The organism is Bacillus cereus group sp. BfR-BA-01309, assembly GCF_022664315.1.
GTDB lineage: Bacteria > Bacillota > Bacilli > Bacillales > Bacillaceae_G > Bacillus_A > Bacillus_A mobilis.
In genome coordinates this window covers 124,931-150,106 of record NZ_JAKUHE010000006.1, presented here as the reverse complement: position 1 = coordinate 150,106, position 25,176 = coordinate 124,931, and the positions used below count along the sequence as shown (strand labels likewise).

The following is a 25,176-nucleotide window of genomic DNA, read 5'->3' as shown; positions in this document are numbered from 1 at the left end:
TAGGAAATTGTTTTTTATTATAATAGTATACTGTTTTAAATTCGTTTGTTTCGTTTATAAATAGGAACGATGCGCTGGCCATGAACCTTGAAGCTTGCGAATTTGTACAATTTGTCCTGTATGATAAGCATCGTGCAAAAGAATGTTCTGATATTGTTGCCAAATCGGAAGAGAAGGGGTAAGTCGATCTAGTTCTGCTTCTTGAAGGGATACTAATACAGATTGTAAAGCATCATGCACTTGAATTGTTCGCAACACTGTTTGTTGCCAAGCATCTTCATCATTACATCCTCCTTGGACAAACGTTTCATCATTATTTTGTGGTGCAACAAATGTTTCATCTTCGTGTAAGCGGGCAAGCAGGCGTTCTTTAAAAGTAAGTAAATGGTTTACATTTTCCCAAATTGTATTACTAACCCTTCCTTCTGGTTGCCAACACGCTTGTGCAGCGGTAAGATCCTTTAACGCGTCTGATATAGGTGGATACCATGCTTCTTCGTAAAAAACTTGCTGAATTCCATTTTGCAACATTTCTTTTTTACTCATTCGTATATCCTCCTTTTGCAAACCCTCAAAAAGTATGGACTAGTACATATCATTCTTCTCGTTTGTTATTCTATCGTTGTAATTTCATTTGAGTTATAAAAATATATACCTGTTTCTTCTCGCAATGCAGTGATATACATCCCTTTCGCCACATCTTTCGCTGAAATTGGTTTATACTTTTTGAAAGCCCCTTTAAATATAAATGGAATCATACGAGATAACTTTTCAGCCATTCGTTCTCCAAAACGAAATTCTTGTCGATTTCCTACTAATAATGACGGCCTAAAAATGTGAATACCACCAATCACTAATTTTTGTAATTCCTCTTCCATTTTCCCTTTAACTTGCGAATAAAAGAAAAATGATTTAGGATTTGCTCCCATCGAGGACACAACTAGGAAATTTTGCACCCCTTGTTTTTCAGCTAAACAAGCAGCTCGTAACGTATATTCATAATCTACCTTTTTGAAATTTGCCTTTGTTTTTGCTTTTTTGATCGTTGTTCCTAGACAACTAAATACGTCATCTACAGCAAAAAACTCTTTATATTCCTCTAACATTGAAAAATCTACTTGCTTTTGCTGTAACTTTTCATGTTGCCATTGCATTGGTTCTCTTACAAAAATAGTAACCGAATCGTAGTAATCTGATTCAAGTAATAGACGCGTTATCTCTTGTCCAACTAAACCACTTGCACCAAGTACTAACGCTGTTCGCTTATTCATATATGCATATACCTCTTATTTTACTTTTCTCTCCTTCAGTAAAATACAACTTTTAGGAGTTTCCTTCTCTCATTTTACCACAAGTAAAGCACTATGCGTACGCATAGTGCTTTACTCACTCTTTTTTCTCATCGTTCTCTCGTAATTTTGTGACTGTTGATGCATCTCCTAAATTACTTATTAATCTTCTTAAAAAAATTAAGACTAAGGCTAATGGGAATACTACCGCTAATATCAATAAAATAGCTTCCATTAAGTAACCCAAACACTCATCCCCCTCTACACCCTCCTTTCATATATATGAACACAGCGTTGTCACATATGCATGTATTCGCAAAAATAACACCTCTATATTTGACAACTTTATAACAAAATCAAATCGGAATGATTATTATTTATTGCAACTTTATAAAAGATGTATTATACTAAGTTCGCAAACTAAAACGTAATTATTCCGTTTTGTATTAAAATGATATTTTTCTTCTATAATTGGGGAAAATATATCCGTAAAAAAAGAAAAGAGGAGAACTTCATGCCTAAAAGATTGACTATATTTTCATTCTTACTTATTTTCACTTTAATTTTTACTGGCTGCTCAAATAAAAAAGAAGGTAAGGCCAAGAAAGATGGAAAATTAACTGTTTATACAACTATTTTTCCTCTTGCTGATTTCGCAAAAAAAATTGGTGGCGACTATGTAACTGTTGAAGCGATTTACCCGCCTGGTGCAGATTCTCATACATTTGAACCTAGTCAAAAACAAACCGTACAAGTTGCCAAGGCCGATTTATTCGTTTATAACGGTGCTGAATTAGAACCATTTGCTGAAAAAATGGAAAAAGCATTACAAAAAGAAAATGTCAAAATTGTAAATGCATCAAAAGGTATTGAACTGCGTACTTCTATAGAAGAAGAGCATCATGATCACGGAGACGGCCATAAAGAGGATGAACATCATCACGATAAAGACCCGCACATTTGGTTAGATCCTACTTTAGCAATGAAACAGGCAGAAAAAATTAAAAATGCACTTGTAGAATTACAACCTGACCATAAGCAAGAGTTCGAAAAAAACTTCGCAGCACTTCAAACAAAATTTACTGATCTAGATGATCAATTTAAAGCAGCTGTTGCAAATGCAAAAACGAAAGATATTTTAGTTTCTCATGCGGCTTATGGTTACTGGGAACAACGCTATGGCCTAAAACAAATTGCTATCGCGGGTATTTCAGCTTCTGATGAACCATCTCAAAAACAACTTGCTGAAATTACAAAAACAGTAAAAGAACATAATCTACAATATATTTTATTTGAAACTTTCTCTACTCCAAAAGTAGCATCTGTCATTCAAAAAGAAACGGGTACAAAAATTTTACGCTTAAATCATCTTGCTACTATTTCTGAAGATGATGCGAAGAACAATAAAGATTACTTCACTTTAATGGAAGAAAACGTAAACACATTGAAAGAAGCTACTAACTAATCAACTTTTTTAAAGAAGCTGCATATGTCATGCAGCTTCTTTTTTTGTCCTTACTTGACTTGACCAAAATAACAAGTAAAATTATCCATATTAGCTTTTAAGCTATATTAATTTAGAAGGTGAGTTGGAATTATGACTCTTCACATTTGTGAAGTAACAGAAAAAAATTGGCGTTCGGTAGCTGCTTTAAACGTCGCAAAAGACCAGCAGCAATTTATTGAAAGTAATGCGTTTTCTCTAGCAGAATCATTATTTGAAGGAAACGGAACGTCAGTAGGTTTATATGATGGAGAAACACTTGTAGGATATGCAATGTACGGATGGTATTGGGAAAAACGTAAAAGCGTATGGTTAGATCGCTTTATGATTGACGAGCAATATCAAGGAAAAGGATACGCAAAACGTTTCTTTCACATACTCATTCAATTCTTACAAGATAAATTTGAATGTAAAATAATTTATTTAAGTTTACATCCAGACAACAAACTCGCAATGGGATTATACGAGTCATTTGGCTTCCGCTTAAATGGCGATATTGATGACGAAGGCCCAGTAGTAGGTGTTGTAATGGAGTTACTATTAGATGAACATATAAGCCTGTGAAAACAGGCTTTTTATTATCCTTCATTTTTTGCAATCTAGCATTTTTCCATAAAGTACTTAGTTAAGCATAAAAAATAAGCCTGCAATATATGCAGACTTATTTCACACACTCCTCAAAATGTTCTTGGAACCATTCTTTATTAATATCTTTTCCGATAAACACGACTTCACTTACTCGTTCTTCGCCCTCTTGCCACTCTCTATCGTATGATGCAGCAAACAGTGTATGCACACCTTGGAAAACGATACGTTTATCTACTCCATCAATCGATAAAATTCCTTTGTAGCGATATAAATATTCACCTAGTTCTTGAACGACAGCTGACATCCATTCATTTAATTTTTGTAAATCTAACGGACGTTCTTCACGTAGTACAAACGACTTTACACCTTCTAGATGATTATGCTCTGTATGAGGATAAATTTGTAACGTATCTTTCGTTTTAAACGTCTGAATTTGTAGTAACGATTGAATATCCACATCACAGTTAGTCGCCTCAATTAACTTTGCAGTTGGGTTAATACCTTGTAGTTCCTGCAAGAGATTTTCCTTTTCACTTTCATCCACTAAATCTAATTTATTTACTAAAACGACATCAGCAAATGCAATTTGTTCCTTTGCTTCTAGTCCTTTTTCAAAATGTTTATGTATATGATAACTATCTACTACTGTTACAACACCGTTAATTTGGTATGCGGATTGAATAACAGGATCTAAAAAGAATGTTTGAATAATCGGACCTGGATTTGCAAGACCAGTCGTTTCAATTACTAATCCATCAAAATCCATTTTCCCTTCTGCTTTTACGTCCAGTAATTGTTTTAAAGCGACGAGTAAATCTTCACGTACAGTACAACATAAACACCCATTCGTCATCTCCATAATCTCTTCTTCGACATTCATAATCAACTGATTATCAATACCAATTTGCCCTATTTCATTTACAATCACTGCTAATTTCTGACCGTGATTCTCTGATAAAATACGATTTAATAATGTCGTTTTCCCTGACCCTAGAAAACCCGTTAATATTGTTACTGGAATCATCCATTACATCTCCTTATAGCTATATGTTTCTACATTATAGCATACAGAGAAAATCGTTTTTGTAGCAAAACATATTTATTGTATGTACGACACTGTAACTATATAATAATACATAGCAAGAAAGCCTTTTCAAAAAATTATTTATTCCTCAAGGGGGTACTTATAATGGAACGAGTTCAAATAGCCGAAACACTAGAATTTTCTCGTATTATTCAAGGTTTTTGGCGTTTAGCAGAATGGAATATGACAAAGCAAGAGTTACTTTCTTTCATTGAAGCTTGTATGGAGATGGGAATTACTACTTTCGATCACGCTGATATTTATGGAGGCTATACGTGTGAAGGATTATTTGGAGAAGCGTTACAACTCAAGCCTTCCTTACGTGAAGACATGCAAATTGTCACAAAATGTGGAATCGCTCCCCCATCACCGAAATTTCCAGAGCGATATGTTGCTCACTACAATACGAGTGCTGAACATATAATAAAAAGCGCGGAAGACTCATTAAAAAACTTACATACAGATTATATTGATGTATTGCTCATTCATCGCCCTGATCCATTTATGGATCCAAATGAAGTAGCAGAAGCGTTCTCGCGTTTAAAACAAGAAGGAAAAGTCCGCCACTTTGGTGTATCTAACTTTTTACCTTCACAGTTTAATATGTTAAGTTCCTATTTAGATTTCCCGCTCCTTACAAATCAAATTGAAGTATCTGCGATGCATCTTGAGCATTTCAAAAAAGGAACAATTGATTTATGCCAAGAAAAACGAATCAATCCTATGATTTGGTCGCCTCTTGCTGGCGGAGAAATCTTTACCGGTCAATCAGAACGTGCCGTACGTGTACGTGAAACTTTACAGAAGGTTGCTACTGAACTAGGTGTTACTAGCATCGATACAGTTATGTATGCATGGCTACTTGCTCATCCAGCTAATATGATGCCAATCATTGGATCTGGTAAATTAGATCGTGTTAAAACAGCCGCTCTTTCTACAAAAGTCAATTTAGATCGTCAACAATGGTTTACAATTTTCGAAAGCTCTAATGGACATCCTGTACCATAATACACAAAAAGAAGAGCTGTTTCTTTACAGCTCTTCTTTTTCATATGTATTTCTAGTCATGGCAAATACACACATATCCCTTAATCCATTTCCCTCTACCGCTACACTCGCACTTTCCAATGTACCCTCTAACTTAAATCCTAATTTCTCAGGTATAGCCCTACTCTTCTTATTTAAAGAATCACATCGAATTTCTACGCGATTTGCTTTTAGCTCAGAAAAAGCATAATCCGTTATCCCCTTTGCAGCCTCTACCATATAGCCTTTTCCACTAAACCTTGAATCAATCCAATACCCAATTTCAAATTGAGGTATATCCCAATTAATACGATGTAATCCAGCGGATGCAATAAATTCACCTGTTTCTTTCGAAAAAACTAGTAATCTTAAATCCTCACGCTGTAAAAATTGAATATGTGATTTTCTAATACTCACTTCTACTTCTTCTTCTGTTTGCTCTTTTTGTGCAAAAACCATCCATGGTTTTAATTCTTGCATAGAAGCTCCAATTGCATCGTATACAGCTTTACCGTCACCTGGTTTCGGCATTCGAATAAATAGCCTTTCAGTATAAAATTCAGAAGGAAAATCGAATAATAACGGATTCACTTTCAACACTCCTTTTAATTCTTTCATATATAATAATATCCATCTCAAACTATTCAGTAAAGAAATTTCTGAATTTTATACATTTTAATCATTCACCTCTACCGCAACACGGACGCCCGATTCAATTGCACCTTGTATCCATCCGTGATATAACGTTGTATGATCACCTGCAAAATATAATCTCCCCTCTGGTTTTATAATTGCTGGTTGTAGTTCAGATTCTTGACCTGCCTGGAATAGCGCAAATCCTCCAAGTGCATATGGATCCAATGTCCAACTTTTTGATATTCCAGACATGAATTCATCATATACTTGACCACCTAATATCGTTGCCAAATTGTGTAATGCGTAATAAATACGATCTCCCTTTGATAACCCATCCCATAACAACGCATCATAAGACCATGTATAGCTGCCTAACATCATAGCAGGTCCTTTCTCTCCAATTCCGTGACTTGGATAATAGGCATAACGAATTGGCAAATCCGTTATAATCCTGCCACCTAATTGTCCTTGTTCTTCCCAAAATCGACTTTTAAATTGAATTCCTATTTTCGTTGCTGGCATATAATGCAATTCACGAATTGCTTTCCATTTTTCATGAGATATAGAATCACATGGATCTACTTCCACAAAGCGCATTGTCGAAAATGGAATTGTAATAATAACTAAATCCCCTGTAATACTACTATATTCAAAGGTTTCCTCGTTTCGATAAAAAGCTGTCACACCGTTATCATGCTGATGTAGCTTCATTAATTTTTGATTATAAATAATATTTTCTTCTAATTGTGGTAAAAAGGACTTTGGTAATCTATCATTCCCGCCTACAATTTCACAAAATCCGCTCTCCTCTTGCATAATATATAAAAAACGTAACGTCTCTACAAATGACCTTTCCAAAAAACCTTCTAAATCTAATAAAACACCGATCATCTCAATTGTTACTGGCGAAAAGTAAGTATTATATTGATAAGGATGATACTTTAAAAATTGACCTGTAGAGTATCTCCCAAAATCCTTTACTACAATATCCCAATTTTTCTCTGGGTTCTTTTTTATAAAATTTATAATTGGCTGTACCGCTAACAATAATAGCTCCTCAGACGTTTTCCCGACTTCATTCATTTCCACAGGATACTTTAATATACTTGGGTCTTTTTCATATTGTTTTAATGTCGTTTTCCGGCCATTTACATAAATAATATCCGTCTCATTCCTATTAATAAAAGGGCTTACCTGAAGCCTAAATTTTCTTATATACGCCATCGTTAATGTGTGTGAATATGGAATTCTCATTGCCCCTACATCCAAATATAATCCGGTATCTTCCATTCTAACCGTCTCTATTCGGCCACCTACTCGGTTGTTTGCTTCAAAAATCTTTACTTCATGTCCTGCAGCTTTTAATAAAGATGCCGAAACTAATCCAGCCATGCCTGCGCCTACTACAATAATTTGCTTCGGGCGCGTCGTCTTCTTTAATCCTTTATTTATAACTTTCAACACTTCATCCATCTCAGTGTTATACATTATATCTTTCTGCACAATTCCACCCCTTACTTCATAAAGTGAAACTATAATCAGTGGGGGGCTCTTCCCCTACTGATTATTAGTTGAACCAATCGGGCTTTTATGGGCATTAGTGGTTTAGTTCATTTTATTCATAAATTCCTATAAACATAACAACATAGCAAGTGGAATATTCACTAAAAGTACATAAGAGATAGCTCTCACATATCTTCACGCTTCGTATAATATAGCAACTGCAAAAAAGGAGAAAGAAACAGTAAACAAAAACATAGACAAAAGTAGGCATATATAGTGAAAAGTAATTATGAAACAATATAAACCGAAAGAATTTTCAGAAATTCTTAATGACTCTGTTAAGACATTGCAAAGGTGGGACAATCAAGGTGTTTTACCTGCTTACCGAAACCAAAAAGGAAGAAGATACTATACAGAAGAACAGTATAAGGAATATATGGGTATTCAAGAAGAAAATAAAGTAGGCAAAGTAGTTATTCAAATCCAGGTCAGAAAGATGATTTAGAAAATCAGGTTGAGTTTCGCAAATGCACGAGGGATAATTGTAGATGAAGTTATCAAAGGTATTGATAGCGGATTAAACTACAAAAGAAAACAGTGGCACAGTATATCAAAGAGCAGGAAGATATTTTGTATCTGTACTTTGTGAAAGAGCAGAAATAAGGGTAAAACCAATGTTGAATAAATTAGGTTTAGGGATTGATTTAGGGCTGAAGGATTTTGCTGTACGTAGCGATGGAAAAACTCACAAAAATATAAATAAAACAATACAAGTAAAAAAGATAGAAAAACGGTTAAAACGTGAACAACGCTCTTTATCACGCAAATTTGAAAATATAAGGAAGAGAGGTGAACAACCTGTTACTAATAAAAGAGCGAATATAAACAAAAATATTCTTAGGGTGCAACAACTACATGCTAGGCTAGCAAATATTCGATTAGCGTATGTAAAGTCTATTGTAAATGATGTGGTGAAAACCAAGCCAACGTTTATTACAGTAGAAAATTTGAATGTGAAAGGTATGATGAAGAACAAACATCTATCTAAAGCTGTAGCGCAACAATGTTTTTATGCTTTTAAAACATTGTTATCAACGAAATGTAGAGAATATGGAATTGAACTACGGCAAGTGGACAGATTCTATCCATCTTCTAAAACATGTTCATGTTGCGGTCAAAAAAAGTCAGATTTAAAGCTGTCTGACCGAGTATATACATGTGATTGTGGAAATGTAATAGACAGAGATTTAAATGCATCAATCAACCTTTTACAAGCAAAAAAATATACAATACTAACGTAAATAGATTGTATATATGTACGGTGGGCTACATCGGAATTTACGCCTGTGGAGTGTCACAGCAAACTGTAGTAGCAAGTGATTAGCGAGGCAGGGCACGTAGAAGCAGGAATACTCTAAGAATATACATTTGTCTATATTTTTAGTAGCAGTGGTTGAAAATGAAACAAACTTACGACTACCACGATACAAAGAAGTATTTAGAAGAAAAGAAACAACAACTATGCAATAAACTTAGTAGTAAGCATCTATCTAAAAAAGAGCGTGAACAATTAAATCTTGAGATTGATAACTATGAATATATTTTAGACTTAGTCGAAATGAATCATTATGAACGGGGCTTTTCTCGTTAGAAGTAGATATAGGATGTATCCACTTCTTATTTTGAGCATTTTATTACGCATTTTTCGTAAGTAAATATATAATAGGATGTACATTAAGATTGAGAGGTATATTCTATGATCAAATTAAGTGTATTAGACCAATCACCTATTTCAGATGGTAGTACAGCAGCCCAAGCTTTTTCTCATACAGTTACACTTGCACAAGAAGTTGAAAAACTAGGATTCACACGTTTTTGGGTATCTGAGCATCATAATTCCGTTAGCCTTGCTGGTTCAAGTCCTGAAATACTTATTTCTCATATTGCAGCAAAAACGGATCGTATGAGAGTTGGTTCAGGTGGTGTTATGTTACCGCATTATAGCCCGTATAAAGTTGCCGAGAATTTCCGCGTTTTAGAAGCTCTTTATCCAAATCGTATTGACCTTGGTGTCGGCAGAGCACCTGGTGGTATGCCAATTGCAACTCGCGCACTACAAGAAGGAAAAATGGTCTCACTTGATCAATATCCAGAACAAATTGCAGATGTTGCAATGTACTTACATGATCAAGTACCAGAAAACCATCATTACGCAAATTTAAAGGCTACCCCTGTCATTCCAACATCTCCTGAGATGTGGTTGCTCGGTTCTAGTGGAGAAAGTGCAATGATTGCCGCAAAACAAGGCGCTTCTTTTGCATTCGCACAGTTTATTAATGGATACGGTGGCCCTGAAGTAATGAAAGCTTATCAGGAACAATTCCAACCTTCCTATTTAGGAGATAAACCAAAATCAATCGTCTCTATTTTTGTTATTTGCGGGGAAACAAATGAAGAGGCAGAAAAAATTGCTTCTAGTTTAGATTTATCAATCTTATTACTAGAGCAAGGCAAGCGTACAACTGGTACTCCTTCTATCGAAACTGCACAAAATTATTCATACAGCGCTTATGATTTATTCCGTATAAAAGAAAATCGTCAACGTATGATCGTCGGTGATCCATCTTCTGTGAAAGAGCAAATCGTAAACTTAAGCAAAGCGTACAATACTGATGAATTTATGATTGTTACAATTACTCATCGATTTGAAGATAAATTAAATTCTTATCGCTTACTAGCAAATGCTTTTAATTTATAAATATAAAAGGGAGATACATCAATTATGATGCATCTCCCTTTCTTACTACTTATTGCTTTTGTCATTTATATATGCAATAGCTTCTTTTAATAGCTCTTCAAAATCCTCAGGATAATCATGATTTAAATTGGGTACAACTTTATACTTATGTTCTATATTCTTATCTCTTAATAACTGTACAAATTGCTGCGTACATTCAAAACAATCCTCATCTTGATCCCCGCACACTATATATCCATTTATATTCTTATCTTGTAGCATTTCCAACAACTCATTCCATTCTTCAATCTCTGGAAGCCACGGCGCTACAAAAATAAAACCATCTACCTCTATATCTTTTTGTAAAATCGTATACAAAGCTACTCTTGCGCCAGCAGAAAAACCACCAATTATTACACTTTCTCCCGTATGATTTTCTTTAAAATTAACGTAATGCTCTTTTAATTCTTCTTTCCCTCTATGTATATCATCCCAAACAAACCCATCTGAAAACTGAATTTGCGAAGACTGTGGTAAAGCTAACGTATAATCTTGATCCAGAACAGATTTCCAATATGGTTCTACTATTGCTATATTTTCTTGATCTCCGTGCATGGCAATAAATAGTTTTTCTTTTTTCTTACCATCTATAAATTTCACGTCTGCTCGTTCTGTTTTCTTTGCTAATTCTTCTCTTTCTTTACATAATTGAACCATTTTATGAAACTCTTCAAATTTATGTAGTGGTTTTAAATCGTCGTCGGTCATTAAATATTCATTTCCATACCAAAAACCCTTTTCTATAATGGCTTCCTTCATTACATGCATCGCTTCTTCTTCAAGCCCTGCTGCACCCGCTAGTGCATATTTGAAATTATATATTTGCGCCTCATTTCCCACTATGCCTTTCGCATGCTCTATTATATAAGTGTATGCTTCCAAACTTCCTTTATTTGCGTAACAATGTAACGTTTCATTTAATAATTGAATGTAAGTCATACTATTTTTCATACACCCATTCCCCCGTAATCTTTTATAATATTTATTTCTCAAACCTTTATACCATTTTGTAATCACTGTATATAGCTCATACTAACAGTACTTAATCATTATTCCTCTTCGTCCAATAAGTCTATTATAAAGTTTAATAATCAGAAAAATCAATATTTTAAAAAACAAAAAAAGACAACAATATATTTATTGTTGTTTTCCATACTTCTATCCACTCTTTTGTTTTTTTCTGTCTGGTTTACTTGAAACTAAATAATGTTTTTCTGAAATATATAAATCTCTTTTTAATATACGATTTAAATACGGTCCTAATTTCATCCCGCATATAAGGCGATCTTCACTACCTTCAACAATTGGAAACATTTCTTTTTCTGTTACGTATTGATCTACTGCTTTTTGTACGATATCAATTTCTTTAACTAGGTTTAGATTTTCTTCTGTATGTTCAAATACCTCAAGCGTTTCCTTCGTAATAAGAAAACTATTTGTTGGAAATGCAAGTAAATACGGCTTTAACAAATCATAATTTACTGTATAATCATCATTTACTAATACTGTATAAACGATATTAGCATTCTTTTCTAGAAACTTAGCCATCGCTTGTTCTAATTCATCTTTCGTTATTTCACGCTCTTCTTTTCCAGTTCTGAAAAAGCGAAACATCGCATCGCCTCCTTTTTACTATATTATAGCATAAAAGAAAACTGAAAAATTACAAAAAAAGCCATTGAAAGAATTTTTCAATGACTTTTTTCTTTATATACTTATATTTATTTTAAGAACGCACTTAACATCCATACATGTTGTTCTAATGTTGTATGAATTGCTAATAGCATGTCCGCTGATGTTTCATCACCAGCTTCACCAGCAACTTCCATACCTTCTTTTAATTCTTGAATAAGTGCAGAGTAATCATTCACTAATGTTTGCACCATTTCTTCTGCAGACTCCTTGCTTGTCCCTTCATTCACACTAGATGTTGCAAGATATTCTTTCATTGTCGCTAGCGGTTTACCTTCCAACGCTAAAATACGTTCTGCTAATTCATCAATATTTGTTCCAGCTTCATTGTAAAATTCTTCAAATTTCTCATGTAATGTAAAGAAGTGTGGTCCTGTCACATACCAGTGATAATTATGTAATTTCACATATAACACATTCCAGTTTGCTACCTGCTTGTTTAATACTTCAACAACATTTGTTTTCGTACTCATACAATCCACTCCTCTTATCATTTCATAATGTTTATCTTTTAATAACCTAATTACATGTTACCATACATTTCCTTTCCTTTCGAAAGATTGGCTCATATGTAACAAAGTTTTAACACCTTTAATACTTCCCTAATATCTTTTAATTCATGTATGTTTTCAAACACTTCATACGTCTAATTGTCCAAGCTCATACATATGCATAATAGTAAATCAAGCTCATCGTAGTAGAAAGAGGGATAACATGGACAATCAACAATGGCAAGTAGCAAAGAAAGTCGCTGCTACTTATATTGGAACAGTCGTTGGAGCTGGATTTGCTACTGGACGAGAAATTGTTGAATTTTTTACAGTGAACGGATTTTATGGAACAATTGGCATATGTGTAAGTGGATTTTTTTTTATTTGGCTTGGCACAAAGATGATGTTACTTTCATCACAAATCGGTGCATTTTCAGCGCAAGAATTTAACAAATATTTATTTGGGGATATAGTTGGAAATGTTGTAAATACACTATTATTACTCGTATTATTTGGTGTAACAAGCGTTATGTTATCCGGAGCTGGAGCGGTATTTGAAGAGCAACTTCGTTTACCAAGACAACTCGGTATTTTCATTACAGTGATCGCCTGTCTCATTATAGGTAGTCGCGGATTACAAGGGGTTTTTGAAGTTAATACACTTGTCGTACCTATTATGATGATTTTTATTATCGGACTTGCTATTACAACTTTTTTTCACGGTACAACTCCTCTTAGTAGCACTATCCCTGCAGAAAGCTGGAATATGAAGTGGATTACTAGTCCTATTACATATGTCGCCTTAAATCTTTCGCTCGCCCAAAGCGTTCTCGTCCCGTTAGCCAGTGAAGTAAAAGATCGAAAGGCCATTTTATGGGGCGGTATTTTAGGTGGTGCAGGACTATCTTTAATTTTATTATGTAGCCATTTAGCTATCTTATCAGTCGATCAATTTTATCAATATAATATCCCAATGGCTGAAGTCATAAGAAAATTCAATACAACTTTTCACTTTTTCTTTGTTCTTATCATTTTCGGTGAAGTGTTCACAACTTTAGTTGGCAATGTGTTCGGAATGACAAAACAAATGCAATCCATCACCAGTTGGAAAAGTAACCATATTATTTTCTTTATTTTACTAATTAGTTATTGCTTTAGTTACATTGGTTACAGTGAATTACTCCACATTCTATATCCTATAATTGGATGGGTCAGCATCATTTTACTTCCAATCATTGCTTTTAAACAACTTCAAAAAACATAAAAAAAGCATCCATGTTATTGGATGCTTCTTTTATGTTCATTCACAATCATCACACACTTCCCAGTATGGCCCCAATTCGAGTGCTAAATATGGCTTTAATTGCAAGCGAATCATCCGACTAGGCATACGTTCTAAAACGAATTGAATCCCTTCTTCCTCTTCGTCTAATTCCACTTTTGAAATCGCAATTCTTTGCATAGTAGAAATAGGCATTCCATCTTTATATAAAGTGATTTTCACCTCATCATATTCATTAAAATACAATTCAACACTCATTTGATTTTTCAACATTTCATCAACAATTTCATATTTATCATTTCGTTCCTGGATTATATATTTCCAGCTGCCTCTACCTTCTTCTTTCGGAGCTGCTTGAAATAATGTCATCAAATCCTCGTATAGCATAAGATAACCCCTCTCTTACTAAAAAACGATGAGTATTTTATATACCCTTTATCTCTATCACTATCCATATGTATTGTACCATATATCGCCGTTCTTACCGTATTCATTTGCTTCATAACTGTATGTAAAACACCTGATTCTCTTCATTATTATATGGATCGTCTCTTATTTCATTTTTTACTATTCTTCTAAAGTATTGAAATCATATCAAACTTAATGAAATGCACTCTTTGTCCATCTTTCACTTAGTATTTTCTTACAATAACAAAAAAAGAAGAGTGACTTATAACACTCTCCTTAAAAGAATTTCCCAGTAGCTGCTAACGCTAATACTAGTATTAAAATTGTAAATAATAATGATACGATGAAACTAAAAATAGGTAATGCTTTCTTTTCATTCTTCTTAAAGAGTAACTTTAAGCTAAGAAAGATATTTACTGGTACAAGTATAAAATAAAAATATTTAACAATTTGCACCGAACTATTCGAAAGTGTTTTTAAAATAAACACTTCAATTAGAAAAACAATAAAAAATGAAATACTTAACCAAAATGAGACATAACTAAGCCAAGAATGTCTTTTGGTACCCCAATAAACTCCCATAGTAATCTCCTTTATTTGCATTCTATATGATTATAATTATACACAAAATTAAGAAATACCTCTATTTTTCGACAAATTTAATACAAAATATACCTTTAAATATTATAAAGATACTCTTTATCTCATTTAATATTACATAATAAAAACAGACTACTCCAATAGCATACTGCTATTTTGAGATAGTCTGTCCTCTGTTAAACTTTAAACCTTTCAATTAATCCTTGTAACTCTTCAGCCATTTGAGATAATGTACCTGCCGCCGAACTAATTTCCTCAATGGACGCTAGTTGTTCTTCTGCTGATGCTGCAACATTTTGAGTACTCGTCGCATTATTCTGTGCTGTCATTGCAATTTGACCTACTGAAATAGATACTTCATTTGCACCTTTTGACATCCCATTAGCCGTTTCAACCATCGTTTTAATTTGATCTGCAATTTCATTTGTAGATTGTAAAATCTCAGTAAAGTTTTGCTTCGTTTCATTCGCAATAACAAGTCCAGATTGAACTTCTTCATTTACATGACCCATAGATTTTACCGTCTTACTCATGTCATCTTGTATTTCACATATTAATTTACTAATTTCACTAGAAGATACGCTAGACTTCTCTGCCAATTTACGTACTTCATCTGCAACGATTGCAAATCCTCTTCCATGCTCTCCTGCTCTTGCAGCTTCAATTGCCGCATTTAAAGCTAGAAGATTTGTTTGATCTGCAATATTTTGAATTACTTCTAGTATGTCACCAATTTGTTTTGATTTATTATTTAATAACTGTATAACTTCATCTGATTGCGAAACAGATTCTGCAATAGACTGCATTTGATTTACTGTTTTCCCTACTAGTTTCCCGCCATCTTCTGCTTTTTCACGAGTATGAGCAGAAGCTGTATTAATTGATGATGAACTATTTGCTACATGCTGAATTCCTTCTGTTACATCAAATAGTAACATTGCACCATTTTCCACACTTGTCGTTTGCGTCGTTGCCCCGCTCGATATTTCATCCATGGCCATTGTAATTTGCTCAGTCGCTTCACTCGCTTGTCTTACACTTGCTGTTAGCTCTTCTGATGCTGCTGCAACATGTCCAGCCGAAGTATTAATTCTTCCAATTAACGTTCGCAATGCATCTGTCATCTCATTGAATCCTTTTGCAAGTTGGCCAATTTCATCATTAGAATGAATTTCGATTGTTTGCGTTAAATCTCCCTCACTTATTTCTTTAGAAGTGTTAACTAGTCTTTTTAATGGCTTCGTTATAGAAAGTGTCACAAAATAAATAAGTGCTCCGCCTATAACTAATGAAATGAACATTACAATTAACATATTATAAAATACAGGCTGCGCAGCTTCAATTACTTCATTCGAGTACATCGTCCCACCGATTTTCCAACCTGTTTTTACATTTGTAGCAAATACCATTTGCTTTTCGCTACCGTCATACGTATATGAAAAAGCGCCATGATTATCTTCATAAATTTTCTTCGCCCAAGAATCAGCTGCTTTTTCTCCTGATTTTTCTTGAGGATGTGCAATTATTTTTTGTTTTCCATCTAAGATGAAAGCATACCCTTTTTTACCAATATTGATTAACTTTGTTGTTTTTAATAAATTATCTAAACTTAAATCTACTGCTACAACACCGTTTTTATCTTCTGTTTGTTTTGCAATCGTTACGACAATATGTCCATTTCCTTGTGCCTTATACGGCTCAGTAATTACAATACCACCTTGTTTTGCCACTGCATCTTTATACCAAGAACGTTCTGTTGGATTGTAGTCTACTGCCATTTGTATATTTGGTTCTTGCACAAATTTCTTATCATTCCCAGCAACGTATACTTGTTCAACATCTTTATTTAAATTGATATATTGAGATAACATCTTTCTTAATTCATCTTGATTATCCCCTTGATACATATTACCTTGAATCACCCGTGCAAAATTATTCACATCATTAAATTTTGCATCAATCATTTGATTGATTAAATTATCTAATATTTTTATATTGTCGTGAGCACTGCTCGTAATTTGTGATTCAAAATTCTTTTTAGCCGTTTGATAAGACATGCCTCCGATAATAGAGACAGCCGCAATTAAAATGACAAAAAATGAAATTAGTAGTTTTTTTGCTACTTTCATATCACGAAACCAATTTAATAGTCTACCCATTACAAACCTCCTGCTTTTCAATTTCAAAAGTTAAATCTAGTGAATTATAAATATTTCCCATTCCCGAATTATTATTTTCATAACCTATTATGATGAATACTTTGTACAGTTTAAACAATTAACTTCTCTTTGTCTATATATATAAATAATATTATTATAAAATTTACAAAAGCAAAAAACCAAAGGGAACCACCCTTTGGCTTTTTACATTTTTTTATGCTGCTTAGAAAGCTTTTTCCACTTATCACGCTCTGCTCTTGCAAGAACAGCATCTTGTTTTCTCATAAAATACGCCAGTTCTTTTTGTAGTTTTTTATAGCTTTGCAAACGATTTATCGTAATAATTCCGTTATCAATTGCATGATGCACTGCACATCCTGGCTCATTTTCATGCTTACAGTCCCTAAAACGGCACGTTTTTGCTAATTCTTCAATATCAGAAAATGTTGTTTGAATTGCATCGCTACCTTCCCAAAGTTGTAGTTCCCTCATACCCGGAGTATCAATAACTAAACTACCACTCGGTAATCGGAACAATTCACGATGAGTTGTCGTATGCCTTCCTTTACTATCTTCCTCACGAATATCTCCCGTTTTTGCTACTTCAATTCCTATAAGTGCATTTAGCAAAGTCGATTTTCCAACCCCGGATGATCCGACTAGAGCAATTGTTTTTCCTGAAGAAACAAATTGCTGCAACGAATCAATGCCAGTATGTTCTAAACTATCAACGATGAAGATCGGAACACCCATTGCCACGGCTTCCGTTTCTACAATTTTCTGTTCCACATCTTCACATAAGCTACTCTTTGTTAAAACAATAACAGGCATTGCACCACTTTCATACGCTAATAGTAAATAACGTTCCATTCTTCTTACGTTGAAATCATGATTAAGTGCATTCACTAAAAATAGATAATCTACATTTGCTGCTATTACTTGTTCTTCCATTCGAGTACCAGCCTCTTGTCTAGAAAAAGAACTTCTTCTCGGAAAAATACGATGAATAATTGCTTTCTTTTCATTCTCTATTTTCTTTATATACACCCAATCACCAACCGCTGGATAATCTCCCTTCGTTACTGCTTCATGCCGAAACTTTCCAGACAGCTCTGCCATATATTCACCATCATTACAAATAATTCGATATATATGCTTATGCTCAAGTAAAATACGTCCTACTTCAAAATTCTCTACAGCTTGTTCCTCAAAAAAAGAATCCCAGCCGAATGATTCTAAAATATTTTGATTCAAATTGATATCCTCCCTAGTTTAAGCTAAGCGGAAGGATCGTGCGCTAACTTATACAGTCTCGCCCTTTCCATCCACCTTTGTATTTGGTCTATTATTCATATAAGTTATTTTCGCCATAATACATCACCCCGTTCTCATTTTAATTACTCTCATTATATGGAATATTTATTTAAAAAGCTACTCTATTTAACGTAATTTTCAAACAATTTATTTTTCATCATTCTAATTTGCCCACGGTGATTAATCTCATCTTCTAGCACATGAAACCACAGATAGTGCTGGTTATACGCTACATCGCTAGGCCACTTTCTTTCTGACATAAGCCATTCATCATCTTGTTCAATCAAATACTTCAGAGATTCTTCTCGAACACTTTGCAGAAGTTGTACATAATACTGTATGTCATGACCACGGATTGTTCTCCCTGCTTCCCCTAAATACAGTGCGTCTTCCCATATTTCTAATTCTTCTTTTGTAAAGTCGCGCTCTTGAAATGAAATAAGTTGATGAGCTTTTTCTATAGCTGCTATATGTTTTAATAACGCTCCAATGGAATTTCCTCCACTCGGCATAATTAAACCTAATTGCTCAACTGATAGATCTTTTATTTCCTGTAATGTTACAGCCCTCGTATGCTCCAGCATGCTTACTAATTCCCCTATATTTTTTGTATAACCATCCACACTTCTTATTCGATAATCTATATTCATCTCACGCACCCCTTTCTACATTCATATTAAGGAATAACCGCTTCATATAATAGACTAAAATATATCAGATTTTTCTGTTATAATTAAATTGAATACATAATAAACCCAAACAAACTTTCTCAATATGCTTCTATGAAATATTAAAAGGAATCAATATAAAAGAATCGAATCTTATTCACTAAAAGGAGTGGATTCGATGGAAATGTATCAATGGCTAACTGCTGTTCTTGTTGGTGGCATTACTGGTTTCGTTTCCCATCTTATCAATAACCAAGGCAAGTTATTGCTTCCACGCCGTTTGAAAACTTTTTTTCACTTTGGTTTTTTGACTGATATTCTCACTGGTAGTCTAGCTGCACTTCTTGGACTCGTTTTATTCGATGTCACCTTAATAAAAGAAATTATAAAAGTATCCATTGTGACTGCTATTTCTGGTCAGACTTTCTTACTGCACCAAGCGCTTGGTGGTGAGCAAGCTAAAAATACACAGATTGGGAAAGCTGATGAGAAGATTCAAGAAATTGACAAATTATTACGACGTTAGTCTATACTTTCTTTAAAAATTATTGCTATAATAAACAATAAATATTTTCTATTGCGTCGTTTGTCAGAAGAAAGGGTGTTTCGTATGACAAAAAAGAAAATAGAAGATTTCTTAACAAACACTGAAAAAGAGGAACTGCTAGAAAACTATAAATGTTTACGAGAAGCCCGCACAAAAAGCGAAGCTAACTATTTTGGTGAAGCAGTAAACCATCTATTAAATAAAGCAAAACAACGAATTATTAAAGATGCAGGCATACACGATGAAAATGCTGCAACTGTTCAATCAAAGAAAAAAGCACTGTTTTAGTTCATTAGCTAAAACAGTGCTTTTTATTACGCTATTTTTCACATTACTTTCACATCTATTTCACAAATATAAGTAGTCCGATATGCTAAACTAAGTATATCCTTTTCCAAGGAACTATATGCCGATATATAAATCCCTATCTTTATAGGGATTTTTTATTTTTGAATTCCTCATAACTTTGTTACATGACCTTTATACTATTTGTCTACTTTCTTTAATCTCTGCACTCAAAAACTTCTTTATGTATTTCTTCTCCTTTTATATAAAAGGAGGGAAGTATCCCTCTTCTCAACTAATCTTCTAAAATAGATTCAATCTCTTTCATAACCTTCTCATTCAATGATACTTCCACCGCTCTTACACTTTCTCTTATTTGCTCCGCTCGTTTCCCACCAGGAATAACAGTATCAATTCCTTTTTTGTTTAATAACCATGCTAAAGCTAAATGCGATACTTCAAGATTCATTTCTTTAGCTAAGCCTTTTAACTTTTCAACTTTTTTAAAGTTACTCTTATATGTATTTTCTTCAAATAGATTTACACTTTGACGCCAATCCCCTTCGCTCAATTTATAATCTTCAGTATATTTCCCTCCTAGTATTCCAAAGGCAAGAGGTCCGTATGGAATAAATGAAATACCTGATTCTATACAATATGGCAAAAGTTCTTCCCCAGCAGCACGATCCAACATATTATACGGTGATTGTACAACATCTATTTGTCCGTGCTGATTCGCTTCTTTTAATTGCTCTACGTTTACGTTGGATATTCCAATTGAACGAATTTTCCCTTCTTCTTTTAAGCGAGTAAGCTCTCCAATTGAATCTATGTAACTTGTTTCTGGATTTGTAAAATGCAAATAATATAAATCAATATAATCAGTTTGTAATCTTCTTAAGCTATTTTCCACAGCATTTCTTAAATAGCTTCGTTCATTATTAATATAAACCTCTCCGTTTAATAACGGCTGTATTCCACCTTTTGTAGCAAGTACAACTTCTTGGCGTTTTCCTTTCAATACTTCTCCTACCAATTCCTCTGATCTACCGAAACCGTATGAATCTGCTGTATCAAAAAATGTAATCCCTTGCTGGATAGCTTCTTCTATTAATCGTTTTCCTTCTTCCTCATTCACATCAGCATATAAATTATGCCCCCCTACAGCGTTTGTTCCTAACCCCAACTTTGAAATATGTAGTCCTGCCTTTTGTAATTTTGTATACTTCATTTTTTCTCCCCCTTTATTTCTATTGTTCGAATATATTCGAACAATAGAAATATACCACTTTATATGTTATAGTGCAAACTATATGAACTTATACAAGCAGGTGAAAAAATGCGTACTCTCTATCATCCAAACCGAGAAGAAATTCAATTCTCTTCTGTCTTATACGCACTTAGCGATCAAATTCGTTTACAAATTGTAATTATGCTATTAGAGAAAAACGAACAATCTTGTGGTGCGTTAAACATTCCAATTGCGAAATCAACTTTATCTCACCATTTCAAGGTTTTACGTGAATCCGGTGTTATGTATACACGCCTTGAAGGAACACAGCGCTTCATTTCAATTCGTGAAGATGACTTACATGCTAGATTTCCCGGTTTATTAAGCGTCGTATTACATGCGACAGAACCATACTAAAAAACATCTCATATGAATATGGGATGTTTTTTAGTTTTTGCTATTCTTTTAATAAATCTAGTAATCCATTCCCTTCAGATGTACGTTCATATCCTAAAGGTACAGTTCTTTTAATAAGTTGTGCATATATTTCTGGCTCTGATAACTTTCTACCATATTCCCTCTCACACTGCTTAATGAGCAATGCGAGCGCTCCAGCAACATGCGGTGTCGCCATAGAAGTACCACTTAATACCGCATATTTCCCTTCAGGATACGTAGATAATATTTCATCGCCTGGTGCCACTAAATCAATTTCTTGATTTGAATTACTAAAACATGCGATTTTCCGTTCTAAATTGACAGCGCCGACTTCAATTACTTCTGCGTACGCACCTGGGAAATCTAGTTCCTCTGTTTTATCATTACAATCTCCATTATTCCCAGCAGCACATACGACGAGAACATCTTTCTTTACCGCATTTTGAATTGCTTCATGTAATTCTGAAACGTCTTGCGGACCACCAAGTGACATTGAAATGACTCTAACTCTTTCTTTATTAGGTCCTCTCCAATTTACAGCATAATGAATCGCCTCAATAATTTGCTCATAACTTCCAGAACCATCTCCCGCTAAAACCTTTAACACTAGCATTTTAGCAAGTGGTGCGACTCCTAAAACACCGACACCATTTTCAGTCGCTGCAATTGTCCCCGCTACATGAGTACCGTGTCCGTTATTATCAAGGTACATATTCGGATCCCCTTCGTAATCTTTCGTGAAATTTCTTCCACCGATAATGCGATCCTTTAAATCTATATGATTCACATCACAACCTGTATCTAATACGGCAACAACAATATCTTTTCCTTTCGCACTCTTCTCCCATACTTGTGGAGCATGAATAAGTTGTACACCTGGTGGAATTTCATTTACTTGTTCAACCACCTTATCTACTGTAAAAGGAATCAATTGTATACCTTTTTGTTTATTCGCTGTACTACTATTCATCGTAATCCCTCCTGAAAATATATTATTTTCATTTCAGACCACTTTTGAAAAGGTTTAAATGTAACATTCGTTTTATTCGTTTCATTTTCCTTCCTTAAAAATATTTCTCAATATGGCTTACTAATTTTATACTACTCTTTTATTAATCTCGTAATTTTTAGGCACCAATAACAAAAATAAAAGGACCCATTTAATGGTCCTTTTATAGTTTTTAAAGAATGATATGAAATTTTAAAAATAAAATAAATTAAGACTAAGCTTCACTCTTATTTAAAAACTTCTCTATTTCTTTTATTAAATGTTTCGCTCCATCTATACTAACAGTAATGTTTCCATTTGCTAATGATATGTTTTGATCTGAAACATCACCTGTTATTTGACAAGCATTGTAAGGTTGATATTTTTGTAAAATGATTTTTTCTTCTTCTACGAAAATTTCAAGTGGTGATTTGATTTGTATTCCTAATACTTCTCGTAACTCTTTAGGAATAACAATTCGTCCTAATTCGTCTACTTTTCGAATAATTCCTGTTGCTTTCATATTACTCCCCCCTTACTTTCTATTATTTTTTCCACCTCGCTCTTTCCATTTTATCACTTTTTGGTAATACTTGTCTCTTTTTAGAAAATTTTGTACTCAAGTTAAAATAACACAATTAACGAATACGTAATCTCTCTTTCAATTGTTTTAAATAACGAGATCGTATCAGTAAGAAATATACAACTTGAATTCCTAAGAAAATACTTAATACAATCGCATTTTCTTTAAATAAAGAGTACTCAAACATCTGTCCCAGTGCCGTTAACGCTACTGCCCCATGTAATGTTGCAACACCTATTGGAACGAAGAATAAAAGTGCCAATCTGATTGTAACTACTTTCGATAATTCCCTGCTCGTTAAGCCTACTTTTCGAATCATTTCAAACAAACGAGTATCATCCTCCAAATCTGAAAACAAACGGAAGTAAAGGAAACTTCCTGCACATACGAAAAATACTATACCAATGAAGAAGCCTACAAATAAAATTGGTCCTGCGATTTGTAAACTTTGGTTTTGTTCGTACTCTTCTGCACTAAACGTTGCATGTTCTTCATAAGTCTTCATCTGATGTGAAAGTTCTTTACCAACTTCAATTTCATCTTTCATTCCTTCTGTTTTATACACATAATCTTTTTCCTCTTTAAAGCCATCTTGTAATGTATCATACTGATTTTTAGAGATTACATACACGTTACCTCGTAGTATTTTACTTAACGAAGAAGTATTAATTTTTCTCACTTTTAAAGATTCATTCAATTGTGGTAAAGTAATTTCTTTTCTTTCTTTCATCGGTGGTCCTGGTATATCGACCGCCAAAAATAAAGCTTCTTTATTTGCTACAGTTTGAAATGGTTCGCCTGTTAACTTCGCATATTTCTCATAATCTGATTCTTTTATGAAAATAGCACTTCTTAACGAATGCTCCTCCGTCTTTTTCGTTGAAATGTTTGTTTTAGAAGCTGCTATATTATGTTTCTTTAATCCTTCGTCTATCATCTTCAAATGCTGTGATTCATTACTATTTCCTTGCTTAGAATGATACTGAAACGCAATTGGTCTCTCCATAATTCCTTTCGTCATTGATGCGAAACCAACTAATGTGCCGATTGCTGAAAATGCTACGGTTGAAATAATAGTTACAATAAAGAACATTCTTGCGTTGTCTCTCATGCGGTAAGCTAAATCTGATAACGTAATAATATTTGTCTGTGTCCAATAGAAACGTTTACTTTTTTTACATAGTCTAATAGTAAAGACACTTAACTGCTTGTACAGCAAATACGTACCAATAATGACTACCGTTGTAACAGGAATCATCATGACAAATACCATTGCACCATGTGACAGAAGCGCTCCTGCATATCCCGCACTAAGCAATATGACTGCTAATATAGAAGAAATAATAGATGCTTTCGGTTCTGGCTTCGCTTCTGCTGATCCTCTAAAAAATTTCATAATTTTATTTTTACGAACCATTCCTGCACTAAATAATGAAATAATCATAAATAATATGAAAAACATAATACTCGTTACAACAATAGCTTTCATTGGTATGTAATACGCTAAAGTAATATCTAATTTTAATATCATCGGAGCTACAAATAGTAATATTCCGGAAAATAGCATTCCTGCAAGTATTCCAAAAATAATTGCCCCTATCCCAATCATAATATTTTCAAAGAAGATAAGACGCTTTAATTGATATTTCGTCATACCTAACATCATTAAAATTCCTAATTCACGCTTTCTCGTTTTTAAAAACATTCCCATCGAATATAAAATAAAGAAAAACGTAAATAAGTAAATAATGGACTGTGCAAAAGACATACTTACGAATACATACTGTCCCAATTCTCCAGCGCTTAATGCCGGATGAAACGCAAAAAATGAGTACACAAAAAAGGCCATAATTGCAAATGCACTACTTAAAAAATATGCTGAGTATGTTCGTCTATTTCGCGTTACATTCCGGTATGCGAGTTCTCTAATGTTCATATTACTTCTCCGCCCTTCTGCTAACTATGTTCTTATATTAGTAAAATGCGGAAATAGCTTCCATCGATTCAAATGACAAAAACCTTACATTATTGAAAGGTTTCAAAAAAATTGCTTAAATGAAACA

At 33.9% G+C, this 25,176-nt stretch carries 27 protein-coding genes and 3 pseudogenes; 11 read left to right on the top strand and 19 right to left on the bottom strand.

Annotated features, from left to right (window positions below):
- Nucleotides 1-54: 54 nt before the first annotated feature.
- The 3 genes from MR115_RS13530 to MR115_RS13520 form a co-directional block, all read right to left on the bottom strand.
- Nucleotides 55-546, bottom strand: coding sequence for a DinB family protein (locus MR115_RS13530; protein ID WP_242241639.1), 492 nt, complete (start codon nt 544-546; stop codon nt 55-57).
- Between the two features lie 65 nt (nt 547-611).
- The gene (locus MR115_RS13525; RefSeq protein WP_097864419.1) at nt 612-1,271 is read right to left on the bottom strand and encodes an oxidoreductase; all 660 of its coding nucleotides are present in this window, start codon (nt 1,269-1,271) and stop codon (nt 612-614) included.
- A 115-nt stretch (nt 1,272-1,386) separates the two neighbouring features.
- Nucleotides 1,387-1,536, bottom strand: coding sequence for a hypothetical protein (locus tag MR115_RS13520; RefSeq protein WP_168216100.1), 150 nt, complete (start codon nt 1,534-1,536; stop codon nt 1,387-1,389).
- A 267-nt stretch (nt 1,537-1,803) separates the two neighbouring features.
- On the opposite strand from MR115_RS13520, the gene MR115_RS13515 reads away from it, so the two are divergent.
- Together MR115_RS13515 and MR115_RS13510 are read left to right on the top strand one after the other, a co-directional pair.
- A complete protein-coding gene (locus tag MR115_RS13515; protein ID WP_242241638.1) occupies nt 1,804-2,754 on the top strand; it encodes a metal ABC transporter substrate-binding protein in 951 nt (316 codons plus the stop codon).
- Between the two features lie 132 nt (nt 2,755-2,886).
- Complete coding sequence (locus MR115_RS13510; RefSeq protein WP_242241637.1) at nt 2,887-3,357, top strand: GNAT family N-acetyltransferase; 471 nt, start codon at nt 2,887-2,889, stop codon at nt 3,355-3,357.
- 97 nt (nt 3,358-3,454) lie between these two features.
- Here MR115_RS13510 and MR115_RS13505 read toward each other — a convergent pair whose 3' ends face one another.
- The gene (locus MR115_RS13505) at nt 3,455-4,405 is read right to left on the bottom strand and encodes a CobW family GTP-binding protein (RefSeq protein WP_000613441.1); all 951 of its coding nucleotides are present in this window, start codon (nt 4,403-4,405) and stop codon (nt 3,455-3,457) included.
- A gap of 165 nt (nt 4,406-4,570) precedes the next feature.
- On the opposite strand from MR115_RS13505, the gene MR115_RS13500 reads away from it, so the two are divergent.
- On the top strand, nt 4,571-5,473 hold the full coding sequence (locus tag MR115_RS13500) for an aldo/keto reductase (RefSeq protein WP_242241636.1): 903 nt from the start codon (nt 4,571-4,573) through the stop codon (nt 5,471-5,473).
- A 24-nt stretch (nt 5,474-5,497) separates the two neighbouring features.
- Here MR115_RS13500 and MR115_RS13495 read toward each other — a convergent pair whose 3' ends face one another.
- Together MR115_RS13495 and MR115_RS13490 are read right to left on the bottom strand one after the other, a co-directional pair.
- Nucleotides 5,498-6,082, bottom strand: a complete 585-nt coding sequence (locus MR115_RS13495) for a GNAT family N-acetyltransferase (protein WP_242241759.1) — start codon at nt 6,080-6,082, stop codon at nt 5,498-5,500.
- A gap of 84 nt (nt 6,083-6,166) precedes the next feature.
- Complete coding sequence (locus MR115_RS13490; protein ID WP_242241635.1) at nt 6,167-7,630, bottom strand: flavin monoamine oxidase family protein; 1,464 nt, start codon at nt 7,628-7,630, stop codon at nt 6,167-6,169.
- Between the two features lie 289 nt (nt 7,631-7,919).
- On the opposite strand from MR115_RS13490, the pseudogene MR115_RS13485 reads away from it, so the two are divergent.
- The 4 genes and pseudogenes from MR115_RS13485 to MR115_RS13470 all read left to right on the top strand — a co-directional run.
- Nucleotides 7,920-8,240: pseudogene (locus tag MR115_RS13485) on the top strand (MerR family transcriptional regulator); the annotation flags it as partial.
- Nucleotides 8,215-8,931: pseudogene (locus tag MR115_RS13480) on the top strand (RNA-guided endonuclease InsQ/TnpB family protein); the annotation flags it as partial. The pseudogenes MR115_RS13485 and MR115_RS13480, both read left to right, overlap by 26 nt.
- 158 nt (nt 8,932-9,089) lie before the next feature.
- Nucleotides 9,090-9,281, top strand: a complete 192-nt coding sequence (locus MR115_RS13475) for a DUF3896 family protein (RefSeq protein WP_097817535.1) — start codon at nt 9,090-9,092, stop codon at nt 9,279-9,281.
- A gap of 105 nt (nt 9,282-9,386) precedes the next feature.
- Nucleotides 9,387-10,388, top strand: coding sequence for an LLM class flavin-dependent oxidoreductase (locus MR115_RS13470; RefSeq protein ID WP_073518611.1), 1,002 nt, complete (start codon nt 9,387-9,389; stop codon nt 10,386-10,388).
- A gap of 45 nt (nt 10,389-10,433) precedes the next feature.
- Here the strand turns inward: MR115_RS13470 and MR115_RS13465 are convergent, their stop codons facing one another.
- The 3 genes from MR115_RS13465 to MR115_RS13455 all read right to left on the bottom strand — a co-directional run bounded on the left by MR115_RS13465 (nt 10,434) and on the right by MR115_RS13455 (nt 12,592).
- Nucleotides 10,434-11,378 (bottom strand): alpha/beta hydrolase, encoded by a 945-nt coding sequence (locus MR115_RS13465; protein ID WP_242241633.1) that lies wholly within the window; start codon nt 11,376-11,378, stop codon nt 10,434-10,436.
- Between the two features lie 207 nt (nt 11,379-11,585).
- Nucleotides 11,586-12,041 (bottom strand): DUF3939 domain-containing protein, encoded by a 456-nt coding sequence (locus tag MR115_RS13460; RefSeq protein WP_048543159.1) that lies wholly within the window; start codon nt 12,039-12,041, stop codon nt 11,586-11,588.
- 107 nt (nt 12,042-12,148) lie between these two features.
- Complete coding sequence (locus tag MR115_RS13455; protein WP_000105194.1) at nt 12,149-12,592, bottom strand: Dps family protein; 444 nt, start codon at nt 12,590-12,592, stop codon at nt 12,149-12,151.
- Between the two features lie 241 nt (nt 12,593-12,833).
- On the opposite strand from MR115_RS13455, the gene MR115_RS13450 reads away from it, so the two are divergent.
- Complete coding sequence (locus MR115_RS13450) at nt 12,834-13,874, top strand: YkvI family membrane protein (protein ID WP_242241632.1); 1,041 nt, start codon at nt 12,834-12,836, stop codon at nt 13,872-13,874.
- A 36-nt stretch (nt 13,875-13,910) separates the two neighbouring features.
- Here the strand turns inward: MR115_RS13450 and MR115_RS13445 are convergent, their stop codons facing one another.
- The 5 genes from MR115_RS13445 to MR115_RS13425 form a co-directional block, all read right to left on the bottom strand.
- Nucleotides 13,911-14,279, bottom strand: coding sequence for a DUF3979 family protein (locus tag MR115_RS13445; RefSeq protein WP_242241631.1), 369 nt, complete (start codon nt 14,277-14,279; stop codon nt 13,911-13,913).
- A 297-nt stretch (nt 14,280-14,576) separates the two neighbouring features.
- Complete coding sequence (locus MR115_RS13440; RefSeq protein WP_060490078.1) at nt 14,577-14,882, bottom strand: hypothetical protein; 306 nt, start codon at nt 14,880-14,882, stop codon at nt 14,577-14,579.
- Between the two features lie 194 nt (nt 14,883-15,076).
- Nucleotides 15,077-17,059 carry a methyl-accepting chemotaxis protein gene (locus MR115_RS13435; RefSeq protein ID WP_242241630.1) on the bottom strand — a complete coding sequence of 661 codons (1,983 nt, stop codon included), beginning with the start codon at nt 17,057-17,059 and terminating at the stop codon, nt 15,077-15,079.
- A gap of 204 nt (nt 17,060-17,263) precedes the next feature.
- The gene (rsgA, locus tag MR115_RS13430) at nt 17,264-18,313 is read right to left on the bottom strand and encodes a ribosome small subunit-dependent GTPase A (protein ID WP_242241629.1); all 1,050 of its coding nucleotides are present in this window, start codon (nt 18,311-18,313) and stop codon (nt 17,264-17,266) included.
- A 182-nt stretch (nt 18,314-18,495) separates the two neighbouring features.
- Nucleotides 18,496-19,023, bottom strand: coding sequence for a DinB family protein (locus tag MR115_RS13425; protein WP_242241628.1), 528 nt, complete (start codon nt 19,021-19,023; stop codon nt 18,496-18,498).
- 196 nt (nt 19,024-19,219) lie between these two features.
- Here MR115_RS13425 and MR115_RS13420 point away from each other — a divergent pair, with 196 nt between their 5' ends.
- Both MR115_RS13420 and MR115_RS13415 read left to right on the top strand, forming a co-directional pair.
- Nucleotides 19,220-19,567: a DUF4257 domain-containing protein gene (locus tag MR115_RS13420; RefSeq protein ID WP_061676465.1), complete on the top strand. Its 348-nt coding sequence runs from the start codon at nt 19,220-19,222 to the stop codon at nt 19,565-19,567.
- 84 nt (nt 19,568-19,651) lie between these two features.
- Nucleotides 19,652-19,876 carry a hypothetical protein gene (locus MR115_RS13415; RefSeq protein WP_142286529.1) on the top strand — a complete coding sequence of 75 codons (225 nt, stop codon included), beginning with the start codon at nt 19,652-19,654 and terminating at the stop codon, nt 19,874-19,876.
- Between the two features lie 38 nt (nt 19,877-19,914).
- Here MR115_RS13415 and MR115_RS30235 read toward each other — a convergent pair.
- Together MR115_RS30235 and MR115_RS13410 are read right to left on the bottom strand one after the other, a co-directional pair.
- Nucleotides 19,915-20,107 (bottom strand): annotated as a pseudogene (locus MR115_RS30235) (hypothetical protein).
- A gap of 61 nt (nt 20,108-20,168) precedes the next feature.
- On the bottom strand, nt 20,169-21,104 hold the full coding sequence (locus MR115_RS13410; protein WP_242241627.1) for an aldo/keto reductase: 936 nt from the start codon (nt 21,102-21,104) through the stop codon (nt 20,169-20,171).
- Nucleotides 21,105-21,212: 108 nt separating this feature from the next.
- On the opposite strand from MR115_RS13410, the gene MR115_RS13405 reads away from it, so the two are divergent.
- A complete protein-coding gene (locus MR115_RS13405) occupies nt 21,213-21,521 on the top strand; it encodes an ArsR/SmtB family transcription factor (RefSeq protein ID WP_242241626.1) in 309 nt (102 codons plus the stop codon).
- A gap of 40 nt (nt 21,522-21,561) precedes the next feature.
- Here the strand turns inward: MR115_RS13405 and MR115_RS13400 are convergent, their stop codons facing one another.
- The 3 genes from MR115_RS13400 to MR115_RS13390 form a co-directional block, all read right to left on the bottom strand.
- Nucleotides 21,562-22,512: a serine protease gene (locus MR115_RS13400; protein ID WP_242241625.1), complete on the bottom strand. Its 951-nt coding sequence runs from the start codon at nt 22,510-22,512 to the stop codon at nt 21,562-21,564.
- A 253-nt stretch (nt 22,513-22,765) separates the two neighbouring features.
- Nucleotides 22,766-23,053 carry an AbrB/MazE/SpoVT family DNA-binding domain-containing protein gene (locus MR115_RS13395; protein ID WP_000648284.1) on the bottom strand — a complete coding sequence of 96 codons (288 nt, stop codon included), beginning with the start codon at nt 23,051-23,053 and terminating at the stop codon, nt 22,766-22,768.
- A 115-nt stretch (nt 23,054-23,168) separates the two neighbouring features.
- Nucleotides 23,169-25,049: an FtsX-like permease family protein gene (locus MR115_RS13390; RefSeq protein WP_242241624.1), complete on the bottom strand. Its 1,881-nt coding sequence runs from the start codon at nt 25,047-25,049 to the stop codon at nt 23,169-23,171.
- Nucleotides 25,050-25,176 lie beyond the last annotated feature (127 nt).

What these genes read in the sequence shown, in the direction of transcription:
- MR115_RS13475 (WP_097817535.1), top strand. Translation starts at nt 9,090, where the DNA reads ATGAAACAAACTTACGACTACCACGATACAAAGAAGTATTTAGAAGAA.
- MR115_RS13525 (WP_097864419.1), bottom strand. Translation starts at nt 1,271, where the DNA reads ATGAATAAGCGAACAGCGTTAGTACTTGGTGCAAGTGGTTTAGTTGGA.
- MR115_RS13415 (WP_142286529.1), top strand. Translation starts at nt 19,652, where the DNA reads ATGACAAAAAAGAAAATAGAAGATTTCTTAACAAACACTGAAAAAGAG.
- MR115_RS13530 (WP_242241639.1), bottom strand. Translation starts at nt 546, where the DNA reads ATGAGTAAAAAAGAAATGTTGCAAAATGGAATTCAGCAAGTTTTTTAC.
- MR115_RS13405 (WP_242241626.1), top strand. Translation starts at nt 21,213, where the DNA reads ATGCGTACTCTCTATCATCCAAACCGAGAAGAAATTCAATTCTCTTCT.
- MR115_RS13450 (WP_242241632.1), top strand. Translation starts at nt 12,834, where the DNA reads ATGGACAATCAACAATGGCAAGTAGCAAAGAAAGTCGCTGCTACTTAT.
- MR115_RS13435 (WP_242241630.1), bottom strand. Translation starts at nt 17,059, where the DNA reads ATGGGTAGACTATTAAATTGGTTTCGTGATATGAAAGTAGCAAAAAAA.
- MR115_RS13390 (WP_242241624.1), bottom strand. Translation starts at nt 25,049, where the DNA reads ATGAACATTAGAGAACTCGCATACCGGAATGTAACGCGAAATAGACGA.
- MR115_RS13460 (WP_048543159.1), bottom strand. Translation starts at nt 12,041, where the DNA reads ATGTTTCGCTTTTTCAGAACTGGAAAAGAAGAGCGTGAAATAACGAAA.
- MR115_RS13420 (WP_061676465.1), top strand. Translation starts at nt 19,220, where the DNA reads ATGGAAATGTATCAATGGCTAACTGCTGTTCTTGTTGGTGGCATTACT.
- MR115_RS13470 (WP_073518611.1), top strand. Translation starts at nt 9,387, where the DNA reads ATGATCAAATTAAGTGTATTAGACCAATCACCTATTTCAGATGGTAGT.
- MR115_RS13500 (WP_242241636.1), top strand. Translation starts at nt 4,571, where the DNA reads ATGGAACGAGTTCAAATAGCCGAAACACTAGAATTTTCTCGTATTATT.
- MR115_RS13410 (WP_242241627.1), bottom strand. Translation starts at nt 21,104, where the DNA reads ATGAAGTATACAAAATTACAAAAGGCAGGACTACATATTTCAAAGTTG.
- MR115_RS13400 (WP_242241625.1), bottom strand. Translation starts at nt 22,512, where the DNA reads ATGAATAGTAGTACAGCGAATAAACAAAAAGGTATACAATTGATTCCT.
- MR115_RS13510 (WP_242241637.1), top strand. Translation starts at nt 2,887, where the DNA reads ATGACTCTTCACATTTGTGAAGTAACAGAAAAAAATTGGCGTTCGGTA.
- MR115_RS13440 (WP_060490078.1), bottom strand. Translation starts at nt 14,882, where the DNA reads ATGGGAGTTTATTGGGGTACCAAAAGACATTCTTGGCTTAGTTATGTC.
- MR115_RS13395 (WP_000648284.1), bottom strand. Translation starts at nt 23,053, where the DNA reads ATGAAAGCAACAGGAATTATTCGAAAAGTAGACGAATTAGGACGAATT.
- MR115_RS13505 (WP_000613441.1), bottom strand. Translation starts at nt 4,405, where the DNA reads ATGATTCCAGTAACAATATTAACGGGTTTTCTAGGGTCAGGGAAAACG.
- MR115_RS13445 (WP_242241631.1), bottom strand. Translation starts at nt 14,279, where the DNA reads ATGCTATACGAGGATTTGATGACATTATTTCAAGCAGCTCCGAAAGAA.
- MR115_RS13455 (WP_000105194.1), bottom strand. Translation starts at nt 12,592, where the DNA reads ATGAGTACGAAAACAAATGTTGTTGAAGTATTAAACAAGCAGGTAGCA.
- MR115_RS13465 (WP_242241633.1), bottom strand. Translation starts at nt 11,378, where the DNA reads ATGAAAAATAGTATGACTTACATTCAATTATTAAATGAAACGTTACAT.
- MR115_RS13515 (WP_242241638.1), top strand. Translation starts at nt 1,804, where the DNA reads ATGCCTAAAAGATTGACTATATTTTCATTCTTACTTATTTTCACTTTA.
- MR115_RS13425 (WP_242241628.1), bottom strand. Translation starts at nt 19,023, where the DNA reads ATGAATATAGATTATCGAATAAGAAGTGTGGATGGTTATACAAAAAAT.